The 15,237-nt window shown below is 60.6% G+C and carries 12 protein-coding genes; 5 read left to right on the top strand and 7 right to left on the bottom strand.

What is annotated here, in order from left to right; all coding sequences use genetic code 11:
- Positions 1 to 9: 9 nt before the first annotated feature.
- Positions 10 to 735 (top strand): 4'-phosphopantetheinyl transferase, encoded by a 726-nt coding sequence (locus tag NRB16_RS16215; protein ID WP_257106508.1) that lies wholly within the window; start codon positions 10 to 12, stop codon positions 733 to 735.
- 11 nt (positions 736 to 746) lie between these two features.
- Here the strand turns inward: NRB16_RS16215 and fhuF are convergent, their stop codons facing one another.
- From fhuF to NRB16_RS16200, 3 genes are read right to left on the bottom strand one after another with little or no spacing between them, the layout of a single operon-like run.
- The gene (gene fhuF, locus NRB16_RS16210; RefSeq protein WP_373568474.1) at positions 747 to 1,487 is read right to left on the bottom strand and encodes a siderophore-iron reductase FhuF; all 741 of its coding nucleotides are present in this window, start codon (positions 1,485 to 1,487) and stop codon (positions 747 to 749) included.
- Positions 1,433 to 3,055: an ATP-binding protein gene (locus tag NRB16_RS16205; protein WP_045482196.1), complete on the bottom strand. Its 1,623-nt coding sequence runs from the start codon at positions 3,053 to 3,055 to the stop codon at positions 1,433 to 1,435. Before NRB16_RS16205 ends, fhuF begins: the two co-directional genes overlap by 55 nt.
- A complete protein-coding gene (locus NRB16_RS16200) occupies positions 3,052 to 3,780 on the bottom strand; it encodes a response regulator transcription factor (protein ID WP_045482199.1) in 729 nt (242 codons plus the stop codon). The genes NRB16_RS16205 and NRB16_RS16200 overlap by 4 nt, the downstream gene beginning before the upstream one ends.
- 648 nt (positions 3,781 to 4,428) lie before the next feature.
- Here NRB16_RS16200 and NRB16_RS16195 point away from each other — a divergent pair.
- The 4 genes from NRB16_RS16195 to NRB16_RS16180 all read left to right on the top strand — a co-directional run bounded on the left by NRB16_RS16195 (position 4,429) and on the right by NRB16_RS16180 (position 10,180).
- Positions 4,429 to 7,344 (top strand): ribonucleoside-diphosphate reductase subunit alpha, encoded by a 2,916-nt coding sequence (locus tag NRB16_RS16195; RefSeq protein ID WP_253140678.1) that lies wholly within the window; start codon positions 4,429 to 4,431, stop codon positions 7,342 to 7,344.
- Between the two features lie 186 nt (positions 7,345 to 7,530).
- A complete protein-coding gene (locus tag NRB16_RS16190) occupies positions 7,531 to 7,701 on the top strand; it encodes a YhfG family protein (protein WP_253115134.1) in 171 nt (56 codons plus the stop codon).
- On the top strand, positions 7,701 to 8,297 hold the full coding sequence (locus NRB16_RS16185; RefSeq protein ID WP_253115050.1) for a putative adenosine monophosphate-protein transferase Fic: 597 nt from the start codon (positions 7,701 to 7,703) through the stop codon (positions 8,295 to 8,297). The genes NRB16_RS16190 and NRB16_RS16185 overlap by 1 nt, the downstream gene beginning before the upstream one ends.
- 629 nt (positions 8,298 to 8,926) lie before the next feature.
- On the top strand, positions 8,927 to 10,180 hold the full coding sequence (locus NRB16_RS16180; protein WP_045482210.1) for a ribonucleotide-diphosphate reductase subunit beta: 1,254 nt from the start codon (positions 8,927 to 8,929) through the stop codon (positions 10,178 to 10,180).
- A 159-nt stretch (positions 10,181 to 10,339) separates the two neighbouring features.
- Here the strand turns inward: NRB16_RS16180 and NRB16_RS16175 are convergent, their stop codons facing one another.
- The 4 genes from NRB16_RS16175 to NRB16_RS16160 form a co-directional block, all read right to left on the bottom strand.
- On the bottom strand, positions 10,340 to 11,461 hold the full coding sequence (locus NRB16_RS16175; RefSeq protein ID WP_257106506.1) for a Gfo/Idh/MocA family protein: 1,122 nt from the start codon (positions 11,459 to 11,461) through the stop codon (positions 10,340 to 10,342).
- A 64-nt stretch (positions 11,462 to 11,525) separates the two neighbouring features.
- A complete protein-coding gene (locus NRB16_RS16170) occupies positions 11,526 to 12,551 on the bottom strand; it encodes an ABC transporter permease (RefSeq protein WP_045482216.1) in 1,026 nt (341 codons plus the stop codon).
- A gap of 71 nt (positions 12,552 to 12,622) precedes the next feature.
- On the bottom strand, positions 12,623 to 14,134 hold the full coding sequence (locus tag NRB16_RS16165) for a sugar ABC transporter ATP-binding protein (RefSeq protein WP_231906551.1): 1,512 nt from the start codon (positions 14,132 to 14,134) through the stop codon (positions 12,623 to 12,625).
- 97 nt (positions 14,135 to 14,231) lie between these two features.
- The gene (locus NRB16_RS16160) at positions 14,232 to 15,179 is read right to left on the bottom strand and encodes a sugar ABC transporter substrate-binding protein (protein WP_045482222.1); all 948 of its coding nucleotides are present in this window, start codon (positions 15,177 to 15,179) and stop codon (positions 14,232 to 14,234) included.
- Positions 15,180 to 15,237 lie beyond the last annotated feature (58 nt).

Raw genomic sequence — 15,237 nt, 5'->3', positions numbered from 1 at the left:
CACAAGACCATGACTGCACATCTGCCCCTCCCCGCCTGCTGCCCTGATCTCACGCTGCACTGGCCTCTGCCGGAAACGCTATCAGGGGTGGTATTAATTAGCGGATCATTCGACCCGCAGCAACTCGCCCCCAGCGACTGGTCACTGTGCAATATCGAGCCACCGGCCAGCATCCAGCGTTCGGTGGCCAAGCGTCAGGCTGAATTCCTCGCTGGGCGCCTGTGTGCCCGTCAGGCCTTGCAGCAGCTTGACCGGCGTCTCTATGTGCCCGCCATCGGCGAGGACCGCGCACCGGTCTGGCCTGCCGATGTCTGTGGTTCGATCACCCACAGCACCGGCTGGGCAGCGGCCATCGTTGCACCGCGCACGCACTGGCGCGGCCTGGGCCTGGATGCAGAAAGCCTGCTCAGCCATGAGCGCGCCAGCCGCCTGGCCGGAGAAATCCTTACCGCAGACGAACTGGCCCGTCTGCAACAGTTGCCAGAGGAGCAACTGGCGCTGTGCGTGACCCTGACCTTTTCGATCAAGGAGGCGTTGTTCAAGGCGCTGTATCCGCTGGTTGGCAAACGCTTCTACTTCGAAGATGCGCAGGTACTGGACTGGTCGATTGACGGCCGGGTGCGTCTCGGTCTGCTGTGCGACCTGTCGGAACAATGGCAGCACGGTGCAGTGCTGCAGGGGCAATTTTGCCTGCATGACGACCATCTGCTGAGTCTGGTGGCCGTGGCGGCGTGAAGGACGAAGGTTTACGGCGGCTTTGAGCCCGTCGGCAACGGGCAATACTCACAGCGCCCGACCCACTCGACCCGATGACTCAGGCAACAGCTGCGGCGCTGGCGGCGGGGGGTATAAACAATGGTCTGGTATAACGGGTTGCGACGCCCGTCAGCCTTCAGCCGCTGGCTCAGTAGCGGCCAGCCTTTTTCCGCGAGCGGCGCGTCAAGACGAATCAGGCAGTGTTCCAGAGCTTCCCCGACGCTGCTCCACAACACCGTCCGCGGCACACCGCCATAAGCGCTCAGGGCATTGACCAACGGGGTCAGCAAGTCATCCAGCAGGTCGGCAAAGCACTGTAAAGGATCACCACCCGGCGCTGCTAACACAGCACCTGCGGCAAGAAACTTCACCCCGGTCGGGATACCCCGCTCATCAAGTGCCACCGCCACGCGCTCAAGCCCCAATGGCCAATGCCAGTCCTGGGTTATCGAGGCCACCAGCAGCGGCGGGATCACCAGCATGAAGCCGTACTTGGCCCACTGCGAGACCAGCACATCTCGCTGCTGCGGCATCAAGTGCGCGCCATAGAGATTCAACAGCAGAGCCTCCAGACGCTGCGGCTGCAGCAGTTCAGCCAGCGTCAACAGCGGACGCTGGTCATCCTCGGCCACGATATGTTGCATGAACGGCTGTAGCTGAGCGGCAACGTGCAGCATCACGGCTCGACCTTTTCTGCGGTCTGCACGCGCGGCCAGGCCAGGCTGAAACAGGCACCGCCCAACCGCTCGCTACGGCCGATCAAGGCCCGCCCCTGATGCCAATTGATAATGCGCCGCACGATGGACAACCCCAGGCCATGACCGCCTGAGGTGCGGGTGCGGCTGTCGTCCAGACGCATGAAGGGGGTAAAGATCCGCTCCCAGGCACTTTCCGGCACACCCGGGCCATCATCCTCGACGTCAAGCCGGCAGCGGCCATCCTCGACCCGGAAACTGATGCTGACCCGCGACTCGGCATGGCGCATGGCATTGCTCACCAGGTTCTGCACGGCACGGCGCAGATAACGCGGTTCGGCCTCGACCCAGGCATTGCTGTCCTCGGGGTCGATCCGACAGACACCACGGGCGACCCGCACTTGGGCGCGCAGCGGCGCCAGCTCGGCAATCACCTGATCGATCAGGCTTTCAAGATCGACCCGCTGGAAATCCAGGGTCGGCGCGCCCTGCTCCAGACGCGCGTAGGTCAGCATCTCGTCGACCAGCTTGTCGAGGTCCTGAATGTCGTTGTCCATGCCGATCATGTATTTGTGTCGCGCTTCGGGGCTTTCGGCATCCTGGACCATCTCCAGGCCAAAGCGCAGGCGCGCCACCGGTGTGCGCAATTCGTGCGAGACGGCACGCACCAGTTCCCGCTGGATGGTCAGGGAGCGCTGCAAATGCTCGGCCATGCTGTTGAACGCCGTGGCCAGCCTGCCGACCGAGTCGTTGCCGCTGCTGGGCACGCGGGTCTGCAAACTGCCTTGGGCGATCAGCGTGGCGGCAGCCTCCAGCGCCTGCACCCGGCGCTCCAGGCGGCGCACCAGCCAATAAACCACCAGGCCGATAAAGCACAAACCCAACAGTGCAATGCCCACCAGCACGTCGGTCGGGTATGGCCGCATCTGGTACAGCGGCCCCAGCTCCAGCACCCATTGGGTGTCAACGATGCCAGACAGCACCCGGATCGAATCACCGCCCTTGCCCAGCGCCATCACCGTATCGCCTTCATAGATGCGCCGGCGCTGATCGTCGTCCAGGTCAGCCAGGTCCAGAGGCAACAGTTGCAAATCGAAACCGAAGCCCTTGTCGGCTTTCAAGGCCTGCAAACGCGCTGGCTGCTCTGCGGCCGGCGCGCGCACCAGTTCATCGCTCAGCAAATACAGGGTGGCTCGCGCCAACTGCTCGGTGATCTGCTGCACCTCGCCAGTCAGCAATAAAGGCTCATTGACACTGAGTTGGCGATAGACCTTGGCCGCGTGCGGCCCGGTCTGTTCGACCACCACCTGGCCTCGCAGCAAACGGCTGCGCGCGCTGCTGTCCAGTTGTGCCTGGTCAGGCGTCTGCAGGCTCAGCGGAATACCTAACAGACGCTCCCAGATCGCCAGGGCCCGCTGGCGCTGGAGATCGTTCATGGTCGCCAGATTGTCGCCCATCAGAGCGAAGGTGCCATGGGCCATGCGTTCACGGTATTGCTCGCCGCGCTGCTGGTTAAGCACATGCAGCGACAACGTGCCAAGCAGCGCCACCAGAATCAGCACCCCCAGCATGCCGCCATAGATACGCAGGAAAATGGCGTTCATGCGGGGTTCAGCAGGGTCAGTTGACGGGCCGCTTCGGCCACGAACAGATACCCCTTGTTGCGCACCGTCTTGATCAGCCGCGGGTGTTCAGGATCGTCGCCGATCCGCGGGCGGATACGGGAAATGCGTACATCGATAGAGCGGTCCTGGCCGTCGTAGCCGACCCCGCGCAGGGCGGTGAAAATCTCTTCCCGAGACAAAATGCGCCCGGCATTGCTGACCAACAGCCACAACAGGTCGAACTCGGCGGCAGTCAACTCGATGAGCTGGCCGTGCAGCGATGCCTCGCGCAACCCGCTGTCGACCTGCAACGGGCCGAAACTCACCCGCTGCTGGGCACTTGGCGGCGTCGGCTCGCTGCGACGTAACAGCGCATGGACCCGCGCCAGCAGCACCCGCGGGTGCACCGGTTTGCAGACAAAGTCATCGGCCCCGGTGTCCAGCCCTTGTACCTGGTCACTGTCATCGGTCCGTGCGGTGAGCATCAGAATCGGCCCGGCATAGTACGGGCGGACCCTGGCGCAAATGCTCAGGCCGTCTTCGCCGGGCAGCATCAGATCGAGAATCAGCAGGTCCGGCTGCATCTCGATGATCCGCGCTACAGCCCGCGCGCCATCGCCCTCAAGGCTGACCTCAAGGCCATTGGCTTGCAGGTAATCACGGGTCAGTTCGGCCAGCCGCTGGTCGTCTTCGACAATCAGCACCCGCCAGGATTCATCAGCCATGCGCAACCTCCCTCAGCACTGCCGCGAGTGTAGCAATGCCGCAGGCTTTGCCCCAGCGTCAGTTGCCCGGTGGCGGCGGTAGCAGACGAGGTGCCAGAGGACTTGCCGAGTTGTTTTTTTGTGATAGGGTTCGCGCCCGCAAAATTGCACCCATCGCCAGTGCAGCCAGAAAAAAAACAGCGACCAACGGTTCAACGTACAGAGGCTGCGGGCTGGACCGCGTTATACACCCTGCAATGCACAAACTGTGCACAAGTTTATCCACAGGCAGTGCGTTGAACTGAGGCTAGAAACGCATTATCTTGTATGTCCTTTCCTGGGCAGACCCTAGATGTAGGGTTTGGACCAAAAAACCGTGAACACAATTCGAGGCAGGTTTTCAAGCCCTTTAACTTGAATTTGTGGAGTTGAACTAAACGCAGGATCCGTAGCCAAACCGCTCGCGCGAATGGCCCGATGTAATCGGCACGCTGCACTGCACGTCCTGCAACATCGAATATGCACTATCCAGAGATTTCCAGGCAGCGTGCCAACCCGCTGCCTTTTTGATTTAAAGCCGGGGAACGCGCACAGCCTTCCTCAAACCGGCCAAAAGCCGGCCACGGTGGGCAGCAATGCCCGAACATACTTAAAAATGTGGAGCCCCCCATGCAGACAGACACAACTCGCGAGAACCAGCCGACCGCTGCGCCGCAACCCGCCCAGGCCCAACAGGACCTGAGCGCTACTGCCCCCGGTCAATTGCGTGTCATCAAGCGTAACGGTACTGTCGTTCCTTACACCGACGACAAGATCACCGTGGCCATCACCAAGGCGTTTCTTGCAGTTGAAGGCGGCACCGCCGCCGCGTCGTCACGCATCCACGACACCGTGGCGCGCCTGACCGAACAGGTCACCACCACCTTCAAGCGTCGCATGCCATCGGGCGGCACTATCCACATCGAAGAGATCCAGGATCAGGTCGAACTGGCGCTGATGCGTGCCGGCGAGCAGAAAGTTGCCCGTGACTACGTGATCTACCGTGATTCGCGCGCCAAGGAACGTGCCGGCCGCGCCGCTGCCGACACCGCCGTCAAGCCGCACCCAAGCATCCGCATCACCCGTGCCGATGGCAGTCTTGAGCCGCTGGACATGGCGCGCCTGCACACCATCGTCAGCGAAGCCTGTGAAGGGCTGGCCGAAGTCGACGCCAACCTGATCCAGAACGACACCCTGAAAAACCTGTACGACGGCGTGGCCATCAAGGACGTCAACACCGCCCTGGTAATGACCGCCCGGACCCTGGTCGAGCGCGAGCCGAACTACTCGTACGTGACCGCCCGCCTGCTGCTCGACACCCTGCGCGCCGAAGCCCTGAGCTTCCTGGACGTGGCCGAGAGCGCCACCCACCACGAAATGGCCGACCTGTACGCCAAGGCCCTGCCGGCCTATGTTGCCGCCGGTATCAAGTTCGAGCTGCTCGACCCGGCACTGGCCGGCTTCGACCTGGAAAAACTCGGCAAGGCGATCAACCACGAGCGTGACCAGCAGTTCACCTACCTGGGCCTGCAGACCCTGTACGACCGCTACTTCATCCACAAGGACGGTATCCGTTTCGAACTGCCGCAGGTGTTCTTCATGCGCGTGGCCATGGGCCTGGCCATCGAAGAGAAGCAGCGTGAAGACCGCGCCATCGAGTTCTACAACCTGCTGTCGTCGTTCGACTACATGTCGTCGACCCCGACCCTGTTCAACGCCGGCACCCTGCGTCCGCAGCTGTCGAGCTGCTACCTGACCACCGTGCCGGATGACCTGTCGGGCATCTACCACGCGATCCACGACAACGCCATGCTGTCCAAGTTTGCCGGTGGTCTGGGCAACGACTGGACACCGGTACGCGCACTGGGCTCCTACATCAAGGGCACCAACGGCAAGTCACAAGGCGTCGTGCCGTTCCTGAAAGTGGTCAACGACACCGCCGTGGCGGTCAACCAGGGCGGCAAGCGCAAAGGCGCTGTCTGTGCCTACCTGGAAACCTGGCACATGGACATCGAAGAGTTCATCGAGCTGCGCAAGAACACCGGTGATGACCGTCGTCGTACCCACGACATGAACACCGCCAACTGGATCCCTGACCTGTTCATGAAGCGCGTCTTCGACGACGGCAAGTGGACCCTGTTCTCGCCATCGGAAGTGCCGGACCTGCACGACCTGACCGGCAAAGCCTTCGAAGAGCGCTACGAGTACTACGAAGCCCTGACCGAATACCCTGGCAAGATCAAGCTGTTCAAGACCATCCAGGCCAAAGACCTGTGGCGCAAAATGCTCTCGATGCTGTTCGAGACCGGCCACCCGTGGCTGACCTTCAAGGACCCGTGCAACCTGCGCAGCCCGCAGCAGCACGTGGGCGTGGTCCACAGCTCGAACCTGTGCACCGAGATCACCCTGAACACCAACAAGGACGAGATCGCGGTCTGCAACCTGGGCTCGATCAACCTGCCGAACCACATCGTTAACGGCAAGCTCGACACCGCCAAGCTCAAGCGCACCGTAGACGTTGCCGTGCGCATGCTCGACAACGTGATCGACATCAACTACTACTCCGTGCCGCAGGCGCGTAACTCCAACCTGCGCCACCGCCCGGTCGGCCTGGGCATCATGGGCTTCCAGGACGCGCTGTACCTGCAACACATTGCTTACGGTTCCGATGCTGCCGTGCAGTTCGCCGACACCTCGATGGAAGCGGTCAGCTACTTCGCCATCCAGGCTTCCTGCGACCTGGCCGACGAGCGCGGCGCCTACGAGACCTTCAACGGCTCGCTGTGGAGCAAGGGCATCCTGCCACTGGACTCGCAGCAGATCCTGATCGAAGCCCGTGGCCAGAAGTACATCGATGTCGATCTGAAAGAAACCCTCGACTGGGCGCCAGTTCGCGAGCGCGTCAAGAAAGGTATCCGTAACTCGAACATCATGGCCATCGCGCCGACCGCGACCATCGCCAACATCACCGGCGTGTCGCAGTCCATCGAGCCGACCTATCAGAACCTGTACGTGAAATCGAACCTGTCGGGCGAATTCACCGTGATCAACCCGTACCTGGTCCGCGACCTCAAGGCCCGCGACCTGTGGGACTCGGTGATGATCAACGACCTGAAGTACTACGACGGTTCCGTGCAACAGATCGAGCGTATCCCGCAAGAGCTCAAAGACCTGTACGCCACCGCGTTCGAAGTCGAAACCAAGTGGATCGTCGACGCCGCCAGCCGTCGCCAGAAGTGGATCGACCAGGCGCAGTCGCTGAACCTGTACATCGCCGGCGCTTCGGGCAAGAAGCTGGACGTGACCTACCGCATGGCCTGGTACCGTGGTCTGAAAACCACTTACTACCTCCGTGCCCTGGCCGCGACCAGCACCGAGAAGTCGACCATCACCACCGGCAAGCTCAACGCCGTTTCCAGTGGTGGCCACGGCCCGGACGACTCGGCCATTGCTGCGCCGCGCCCAAGCGAAGCAGCACCGGCAGGTCCGGCCCCAGTGCCGAAGGCCTGCGCCATCGACGAGCCTGATTGCGAGGCTTGTCAATAAGCACCGATAGAGTGCAGCCGATACATTGTGTTGGCTGCCTCCTCAGGTGCTGAAAAAAGCCGGTACGCTCAACGGATAATCGTTGGTCGTATCGGCTTTTTCATACACGCAGGAACGGCGTTTGTCCGACGCTCAATACACTTTTTTCGCTACACTGAGGCCTTTGAAGTGTCCGAGAACGCCCTCATGCCTGCTCCCTCACTACAAGCCAAAAAGGCTTACTACGCCAAGATGCGTCGCTCCAACTATGCTGCCAGCCTCCGGCTTGAAGGCTTCGATAGCAAGCCTGCCGACTTGCACAGTGCACGACCAACTCGTGAAGAATTGCTGAAAATCTATCGTGCTGATCCGGCGTGATGCGGGATAAATATGGCACAGGGCAAGACCCTTACTGCTACCCAGGTACCAGCCTGCTGCGTAACCGACTTGGTTTGAAGGATGAGCAGATACTGGAACATGCAGAGCTTGAATTGTCTGAACTGGCTGCCGACAGCATAGAGTTCGGGCAACCGCCTTACGATCTTCAGTACTTGAGCAATATCCATCGCCAGCTATTTTCAGATATTTATGACTGGGCTGGGCAGCTACGCACCATCGATATTTCCAAAGGAAATACGCTTTTCTGCACGGTCTCACGCATAGAACCAGAAGCTGAACGGCTTTTCAAAAGCCTGGCCAATGCCAACTGGTTTCAAGGTCTGGACCGAGCAAGCCTGATCATTGCCGGTGCCGAGATGTTCGGCGACCTTAATATGATTCATCCCTTCCGTGATGGTAACGGCAGAGCGCAACGCATCCTGTTCGAACATCTCATCATCAATGCAGGTTTCCAGATCGACTGGTGGGGCGTCGGTATTGATCAATGGGCACAAGCCAACATCAATTCCGTCGTGTGCGATTACCGTGCAATGCAAGCCGTATTTGAACAATGCGTAGGTGACGCAATCGAATAGAGCCGCTGGTCACCCGTCCATTCAGCTCTCAAGTAATCCTGACCTCATGCAACCCCTGACACCCGTCAGCTTTCTTCACCGTTACCAGTGCCAGAATCACCTAAGTCGAGAATAATTATCGACGGCCAATGAAACTATATCTTGTGCCTACACTCAAAAAGAAACACAATATAGGCGTTTTAAGTGTGACCCGAGCGCGTTTTCCCGGCAGGAAAAAAGCCCTCGGCAGCGATACGCAAAGCAGTGATTTCACAAACTGATTTTCTCAACGGGTGAAGCAGTGCACAGCAATATTCTGTATACTTCGCGCCCTTGATCCAGGGTACTCACATGACCAATTGCACACGCAATGTCGGCTCACCTGACTACAACCGAGATTCGTATCGCAGGCTCGCCTGCCACTGCCCACGTCGCGGTGGCCCAAGCAAAAAACGCAGCCTCAAGCACCCGACACCGTAGACGCCTCGACAGATCGAGAAAAATTCCGTTGCCAGCGCACCCTTCGCAACGCTGGCAGCCCATACTTTGAAATTCACCGGTCACACAGGGCACCTCTAGAAACCTGAGCGATGGCAACGCAGGTAGTTTTTAGAGATGCCCGACGCGACCCTCAAGCAGGAGATGTACCCATGCTGAGCTGGGACGAGTTCGATAACGAAGACGGCGAAGTCGCCGCTGCCAAACCCGCTGCCCAGGCTGCCAAAGGCAATGAAGGCGCGCTGGATCGCCTCGACACCGACGGCGGTGCCGCCGCCGTTGAAGCGCGCGCCGTCACCTCCAGCGACTCGGCTGCCGTGGCTCGCGCCAAACAGGCGCTGAACGACCTGGACATCGCCGAAGGTCTGGCTGAACTCGAAGGCTCCTCGGCTCGCGTGGCGGTCGACGAAAAGCGCATGATCAACTGCCGCGCCGACCTCAACCAGCTGGTGCCATTCAAGTACGACTGGGCCTGGCAGAAGTACCTCGACGGCTGCGCCAACCACTGGATGCCGCAAGAGGTCAACATGACCGCCGACATCGCCCTGTGGAAAAACCCTGAAGGCCTGACCGACGACGAGCGCCGCATCGTGCTGCGCAACCTGGGCTTCTTCTCCACCGCCGACTCGCTGGTTGCCAACAACCTGGTGCTGGCCGTGTACCGCCTGATCACCAACCCGGAGTGCCGCCAGTACATTCTGCGCCAGGCCTTCGAAGAGGCGATCCACACCCACGCCTACCAGTACTGCATCGAGTCGCTGGGCATGGATGAAGGCGAGATCTTCAACATGTACCACGAGATCCCGTCGGTCGCGAAAAAAGCCGCCTGGGGCCTGAAGTACACCCGTTCGATCTCCGACCCGGAATTCAAGACCGGCACCCCGGAAACCGACAAAGAACTGCTGCGCAACCTGATCGCCTACTACTGCGTTCTGGAAGGCATCTTCTTCTACTGCGGTTTCACCCAGATCCTGTCCATGGGCCGCCGCAACAAGATGACCGGCGTCGCCGAGCAGTTCCAGTACATCCTGCGCGACGAATCCATGCACCTGAACTTCGGCATCGACGTGATCAACCAGATCAAGATCGAAAACCCGCACCTGTGGGATGCCGAGATGAAAGAAGAAGCCACGCAGATGATCCTGCAAGGCACCCAGCTGGAAATCGAATACGCCCGTGACACTATGCCACGCGGCGTACTGGGCATGAACGCAGCGATGATGGAGGACTATCTCAAGTTCATCGCCAACCGTCGCCTGACCCAGATCGGCCTGAAAGAAGAATACCCAGGCACCACCAACCCGTTCCCGTGGATGAGCGAAATCATGGACCTCAAGAAGGAGAAGAACTTCTTCGAGACCCGCGTGATCGAGTACCAGACCGGCGGCGCGTTGAGCTGGGATTGATCGCTGTGGGAGCGACCTTGGTCTGGGCGGCACTCCCACGAAGAGGCCAGTAAAGGCACTGTATATGCTTCGAATGTGCCGCCTTCTTCGCTAGCAAGCTAGCTCCTACTTAAAGCCTGGATCGCAACGATTGCAATCCAGGCTTGCACTCCTACAGCATCAACCCACCGCCCCCACCTTCACCCAACGCTGCTCTTGGGCTGATCGGCGCGCCGCTTCTGCCAGTCGCTCGACCTCCCAGGCTTCCTGAAAGTCCACCCCTGCGCTGCCCGGCTGACCGGCCAGAGCTTGCAGCAAGCCATGTACTTCCAAGGTCTTGAGTTCGTTATAGCCAAGCTGATGCCCTGGGGCCGGGCAGAACGCTGCGTAGCCAGGCAATTGCGGCCCGGCCAGCAAGGTACGAAAGCCGCTGGTTTCGACCCGTGAGCCGGGCTGGTAGAGACGCAGTTCGTTGAGCCGCTCCTGGTTATAGACCAGCGTGCCCCGCGTACCGGTGACTTCGAAGCACAGCCGGTTCTTGCGCCCATGGCGCAGCCAACTGGTTGTCACCGTGCCGCGTGCGCCGTTGGCAAAACGCATCAGGATATGCGCTTGGTCATCGACTTCGACCTGACGCGGCCCATTGGCTGAGGGCCGCTGGGCATGCACGGTGTGCAGGTCGGCGCAAAGGCTGTCGACCTCACCGAGCAGAAAGCGCGACAGTGACAGGATATGGCTGCCAAGGTCGGCCAGCGCTCCACCGGCCTGGCGAGTTTCGCAGCGCCAGCCGAATGGAGCCTGTGGGTCGGCCATGAAGTCTTCGCTGAATTCGCCGCTGTAGCCGACGATTTCGCCCAGCTCACCACTGGCAATCAGTTCACGGGCCAGGCCGAGCATGGGGTTTTGCAGGTAGTTGTAACCGACACGGGTGACCACACCGGCAGCGCGGGCGGCATCGCGCATCTGGGTGGCCTCTGCCAGGGTCGCGGCCAGCGGTTTTTCGCAGTACACCGCCTTGCCTGCGGCCAGCGCCGCCATGGCCATTGGATGATGCAGCAGGTTAGGCGTGGTGATCGCCACCAGATCGACATTCGGATCATTGATCAACGCCTCCCAGCCCATCGCCTGCTGGAAGCCCCAGGCCCGCGCGCAGTCGGCGGCCCGTGCCGGGTCAGCGTCGGCCAGCGCCACACAATCGACCTGCAGGGGCAGGTCGAACACCGAACCTGCATGTTGAAACGCCAGGGCATGGGCGCGCCCCATGAATCCGGTGCCGATCAGGCCAAGACCGAGTCTTTGCATGAGAGACCTCTAAGACAGAAAAAAAGACCCGGCAGGCCAGCCGCCGGGCAAGGAAGATGCTTGTTCAGCGCTTGGCTTTGCGTTTGTTGCGGTACTGGTCGACGATCACGGCAACGACGATGATCACGCCCTTGATGATGTCCTGAATGTAAGCGTCCACGCCGAGGAAGGTGAAGCCGCTGGCCATCACGCCAAGGATCAACGCGCCGATTACCGTACCGGTGATACGGCCCACGCCGCCCGCCAAACTGGTCCCGCCGATCACCGCAGCGGCGATCGCGTCCAGCTCATAGGACATGCCCATGCCGGCCTGGCCGGTGGCGGCACGTGCCGAAGCCACCACCCCGGCCAGCCCCGCCAGCAGACCGGCGATGCTGTAAACGATGACCAGATGGCGTTTGACGTTGATCCCGGAAATGCGCGCGGCCTGCATGTTGCCGCCAATCGCGTAGGTGTACTTGCCGTATTTGGTATAGCGCAGGGCGACATGGAAAATCACTGCCACCACCAGGAAGATAATCACCGGCATAGCGCCATTGCCGATCGCGGTATAGCTGTCTGAAAGCATGCTGACCGGCTGACCTTCGGTGTAGTAACGGGCCAGGCCACGGGCCGAGACCATCATGCCGAGGGTGACGATAAAAGGCGGGATGCCGGTAATGGCAATCAAGCTGCCGTTCACCGCACCGGCGAGCAGCCCGACGAACAGGCCCGCCATGACCGGCACCCAGACCGGCATGTCGGTCAGCGAAGGAAACACCGCCCGGCCAAAATCAGAGGTTTGCGCCAGACTGGCAGCGACCATCGCTGACAACGCCAGCACCGAGCCGGAGGACAGGTCGATACCGGTGGTGATAATCACTTGGGTAACCCCAATGGCCAGCAGGCCGATCACCGAGACTTGCAGGATCATCAGCACCAGGCGCTGAGAGTTCATCAAAAAGCTCTGGTCGCGAATCACCCAGCCGAACGCTTCAAAGGCCAGGCCAATACCGAACAGTACAAGCAAAATACCCAATTCGGTGGGCATGCGCCGCCGGCGGCGTGGAGCGGATGTTTCCAGGGTCTTCTTGTCGGAGACGGCAGTCATGGGAAGGTCCTCTTGTTCTTGGAATTTTCGACGAATGAACGGGCGCCGCTGCTGCGCCCGTCAGGCGCAAGTCAATGGATCACGGTGTTGCCCGACGCCAGGTGCATGACCCGCTCCTGGGTCGCCTCCTCACGATCCAGGACACCGGTGACCTGCCCCTCGTGCATGACCATGACCCGATCGCTCATGCCGAGCACTTCGGGCAATTCGGAAGAAATCATGATCACCGCCAGGCCTTCACCGGCCAGGGCGGCGATCAACCGGTAGATCTCGGCCTTGGCCCCCACATCGATACCACGGGTGGGTTCATCAAGAATCAGAATCCGCGGGTGGGTCATCAGCCAGCGCGCCAGCAGTGCCTTTTGTTGGTTGCCGCCAGACAGGTTGGCGATGCATTGGTCCAGTGAGGGGGTCTTGACGCGCAACTGCGTCCGCATCTCTTCACACAGTTCGTGCAGCCGCTGCTGCTGCACGAAACCGCTGCTGGTATGGCTGGAGAGCACCGCCACCTCCATGTTTTCCTGCACGCTCAGGCAGGCAAAGATGCCGGTGTCCTTGCGATCTTCGGTGAGCAACGCCAGGCCCTTGCGAATCGCCAGGCAGGGGTCACTCATATTCACCACCTCACCGTCGATGATGATCTCGCCGGAAGTGGCCGGGGTCACGCCGAACAGGGTCTCGGCAACATTGGTGCGCCCGGAGCCCATCAGCCCGGCGATACCCAGAATCTCGCCGGCATGCAGGTCGAACGAGACGTTCTCGAATACCCCTTGCAGGCTCAGGTCGCGCACCGACAGCAGTAACTTGTCGGTGGGTGCACTGCGCTCGGGAAACAGCTGAGTCAGCGGCCGGCCGACCATCATCGAAATCAGGCTGTCGCCATCCATGCTCTCGGCACTTTGCAGACCGATGTAAGCGCCATCACGAAACACTGCCACTTCATCGGCAATGGCAAAGACTTCATCCATTTTGTGGGTGATGTAGATAATGCCCTTACCCTGGCTCTTGAGGTCGCTGATGATCGAAAACAGATGGGCTACCTCTTTCTCGGTAATGGCCGAGGTCGGCTCATCCATGATCAGTACGTCGCTGTCGTAAGACACCGCCTTGGCGATCTCGACCATCTGCCGACCGGCGATGCTCAGGCTGCCGACCAGCTCTTCAGGGTCCAGGTCCATGCGCAGGCGGTCGAGTAACTCTTGTGTGTTTCGATGCATGACCCCGTGATCAACCATGTGTAGCGCATTGAGGGGCTCGCGACCCAGCCAGATGTTCTCGGCGATGGTCATGTAGGGCATCAGGTTAAGCTCCTGATGGATCATCGCGATGCCTGCCTGCAAGGCCTGCAAAGGCGTCTCGAAGCTGATCGGCTCTCCACGCAGGCGCAGCTCGCCGGCATCAGGCTGATAGATACCGGCGATGATCTTCATCAGCGTCGACTTGCCCGCACCGTTTTCGCCCATCAACGCCAGCACACTGCCGGGCCGTACCCGCAGTTGCACATCGGACAGGGCAACCACGCCGGGGAAACCTTTGGTCAGGTGAGTGATTTCGAGCAGGAACTCGCCGTTCACAGAGGCCATGCGGCTGGCGGCAAGTGTGGCGGTCGAAGGGGCAGCACTGAGCATGTTCACGATCTCCTCAAAGGGCCCAGGGCGACGGGCGCCCACGGGCGTCGGATCATTTTTGTTTGAATTGCGCGTAGTTGTCCGGGGTGACCAGGTGCACGGGAATCCAGATGTCGCCCTGCAGCGCCTCGCCGTGAGCCAGCTTGACGGCGGCATCGACAGCGCCCTCGCCCATCGCCACCGGGTCACGCAGCACGGTCACCGCCAGTTGCTTGCGTTTGATCGCTTCGAGGCCATCAGGTGTGCCATCAATGCCACCGACCAGCACCGTGGAAGCACCGGCACGTTGCAGCGCCATTGCCGCGCCAATGCCCATTTCGTCGTTGTTCGCGGCGACTGCATCAATTGCACGGCCACCCAGAATCCAGTTGTTCATCAGGTCCAGGCCCTTGTCGCGCTGCCAGTCGCCGGACTGCTCCTCAACCACCTTGATAGCGGGGTAATCGGCCAGTACATCCTTGACCCCTTGGGTGCGCTTGCGTGTGTCGTCGTGGGCCAGACGGCCAAGGATGATCGCCAGATTGCCCTTGCCGTCCATTTTCCTGGCCAGATACTCCATCTGCAGACGGCCGATGGCACGCTCGTCGGTACCGACGAACACCACCTTGGCGGGAAACGCTGCGACTTCAGGGCGACTGTTGAGATACACCAGAGGTATACCAGCCTTGGTCGCACGCTCGGTGATCTTCGCGGTGGCGGCGGTGTCGGCCGGGTTGACGATGATTACGTCGACTTTCTGCGAAATGAAGTTCTCGACGTGGCCGAGCTGGCGCACCACATCGCTGGCCGAATCCTCGACCTGCAGGCTGGCACCGCCCTCTACGGTCTTGGCGCGGTCCTGCATGGCACGCACCAGGTAGGCGATGTAGTTATCGAGGTTGCCGACCGTGACACCGACTTTCAGCTCGGCGAGAACGGGCGTACTGCCCAGCGTTAATACAGCCGCCAATAGCAGGCCACGGGGACGGAAAAGCGTTCGCAGGGAACGAGAGATTTGCATGACGACACCTTATTTATTTTTGTTGGTCGCTACGGCACCAAGGTGGTCCGTGCAGTTA

The sequence above is a fragment of the Pseudomonas sp. LJDD11 genome (assembly GCF_024584215.1).
In the GTDB taxonomy this organism is placed as follows: domain Bacteria; phylum Pseudomonadota; class Gammaproteobacteria; order Pseudomonadales; family Pseudomonadaceae; genus Aquipseudomonas.
This window is presented reverse-complemented; position numbering and strand designations above follow the sequence as displayed.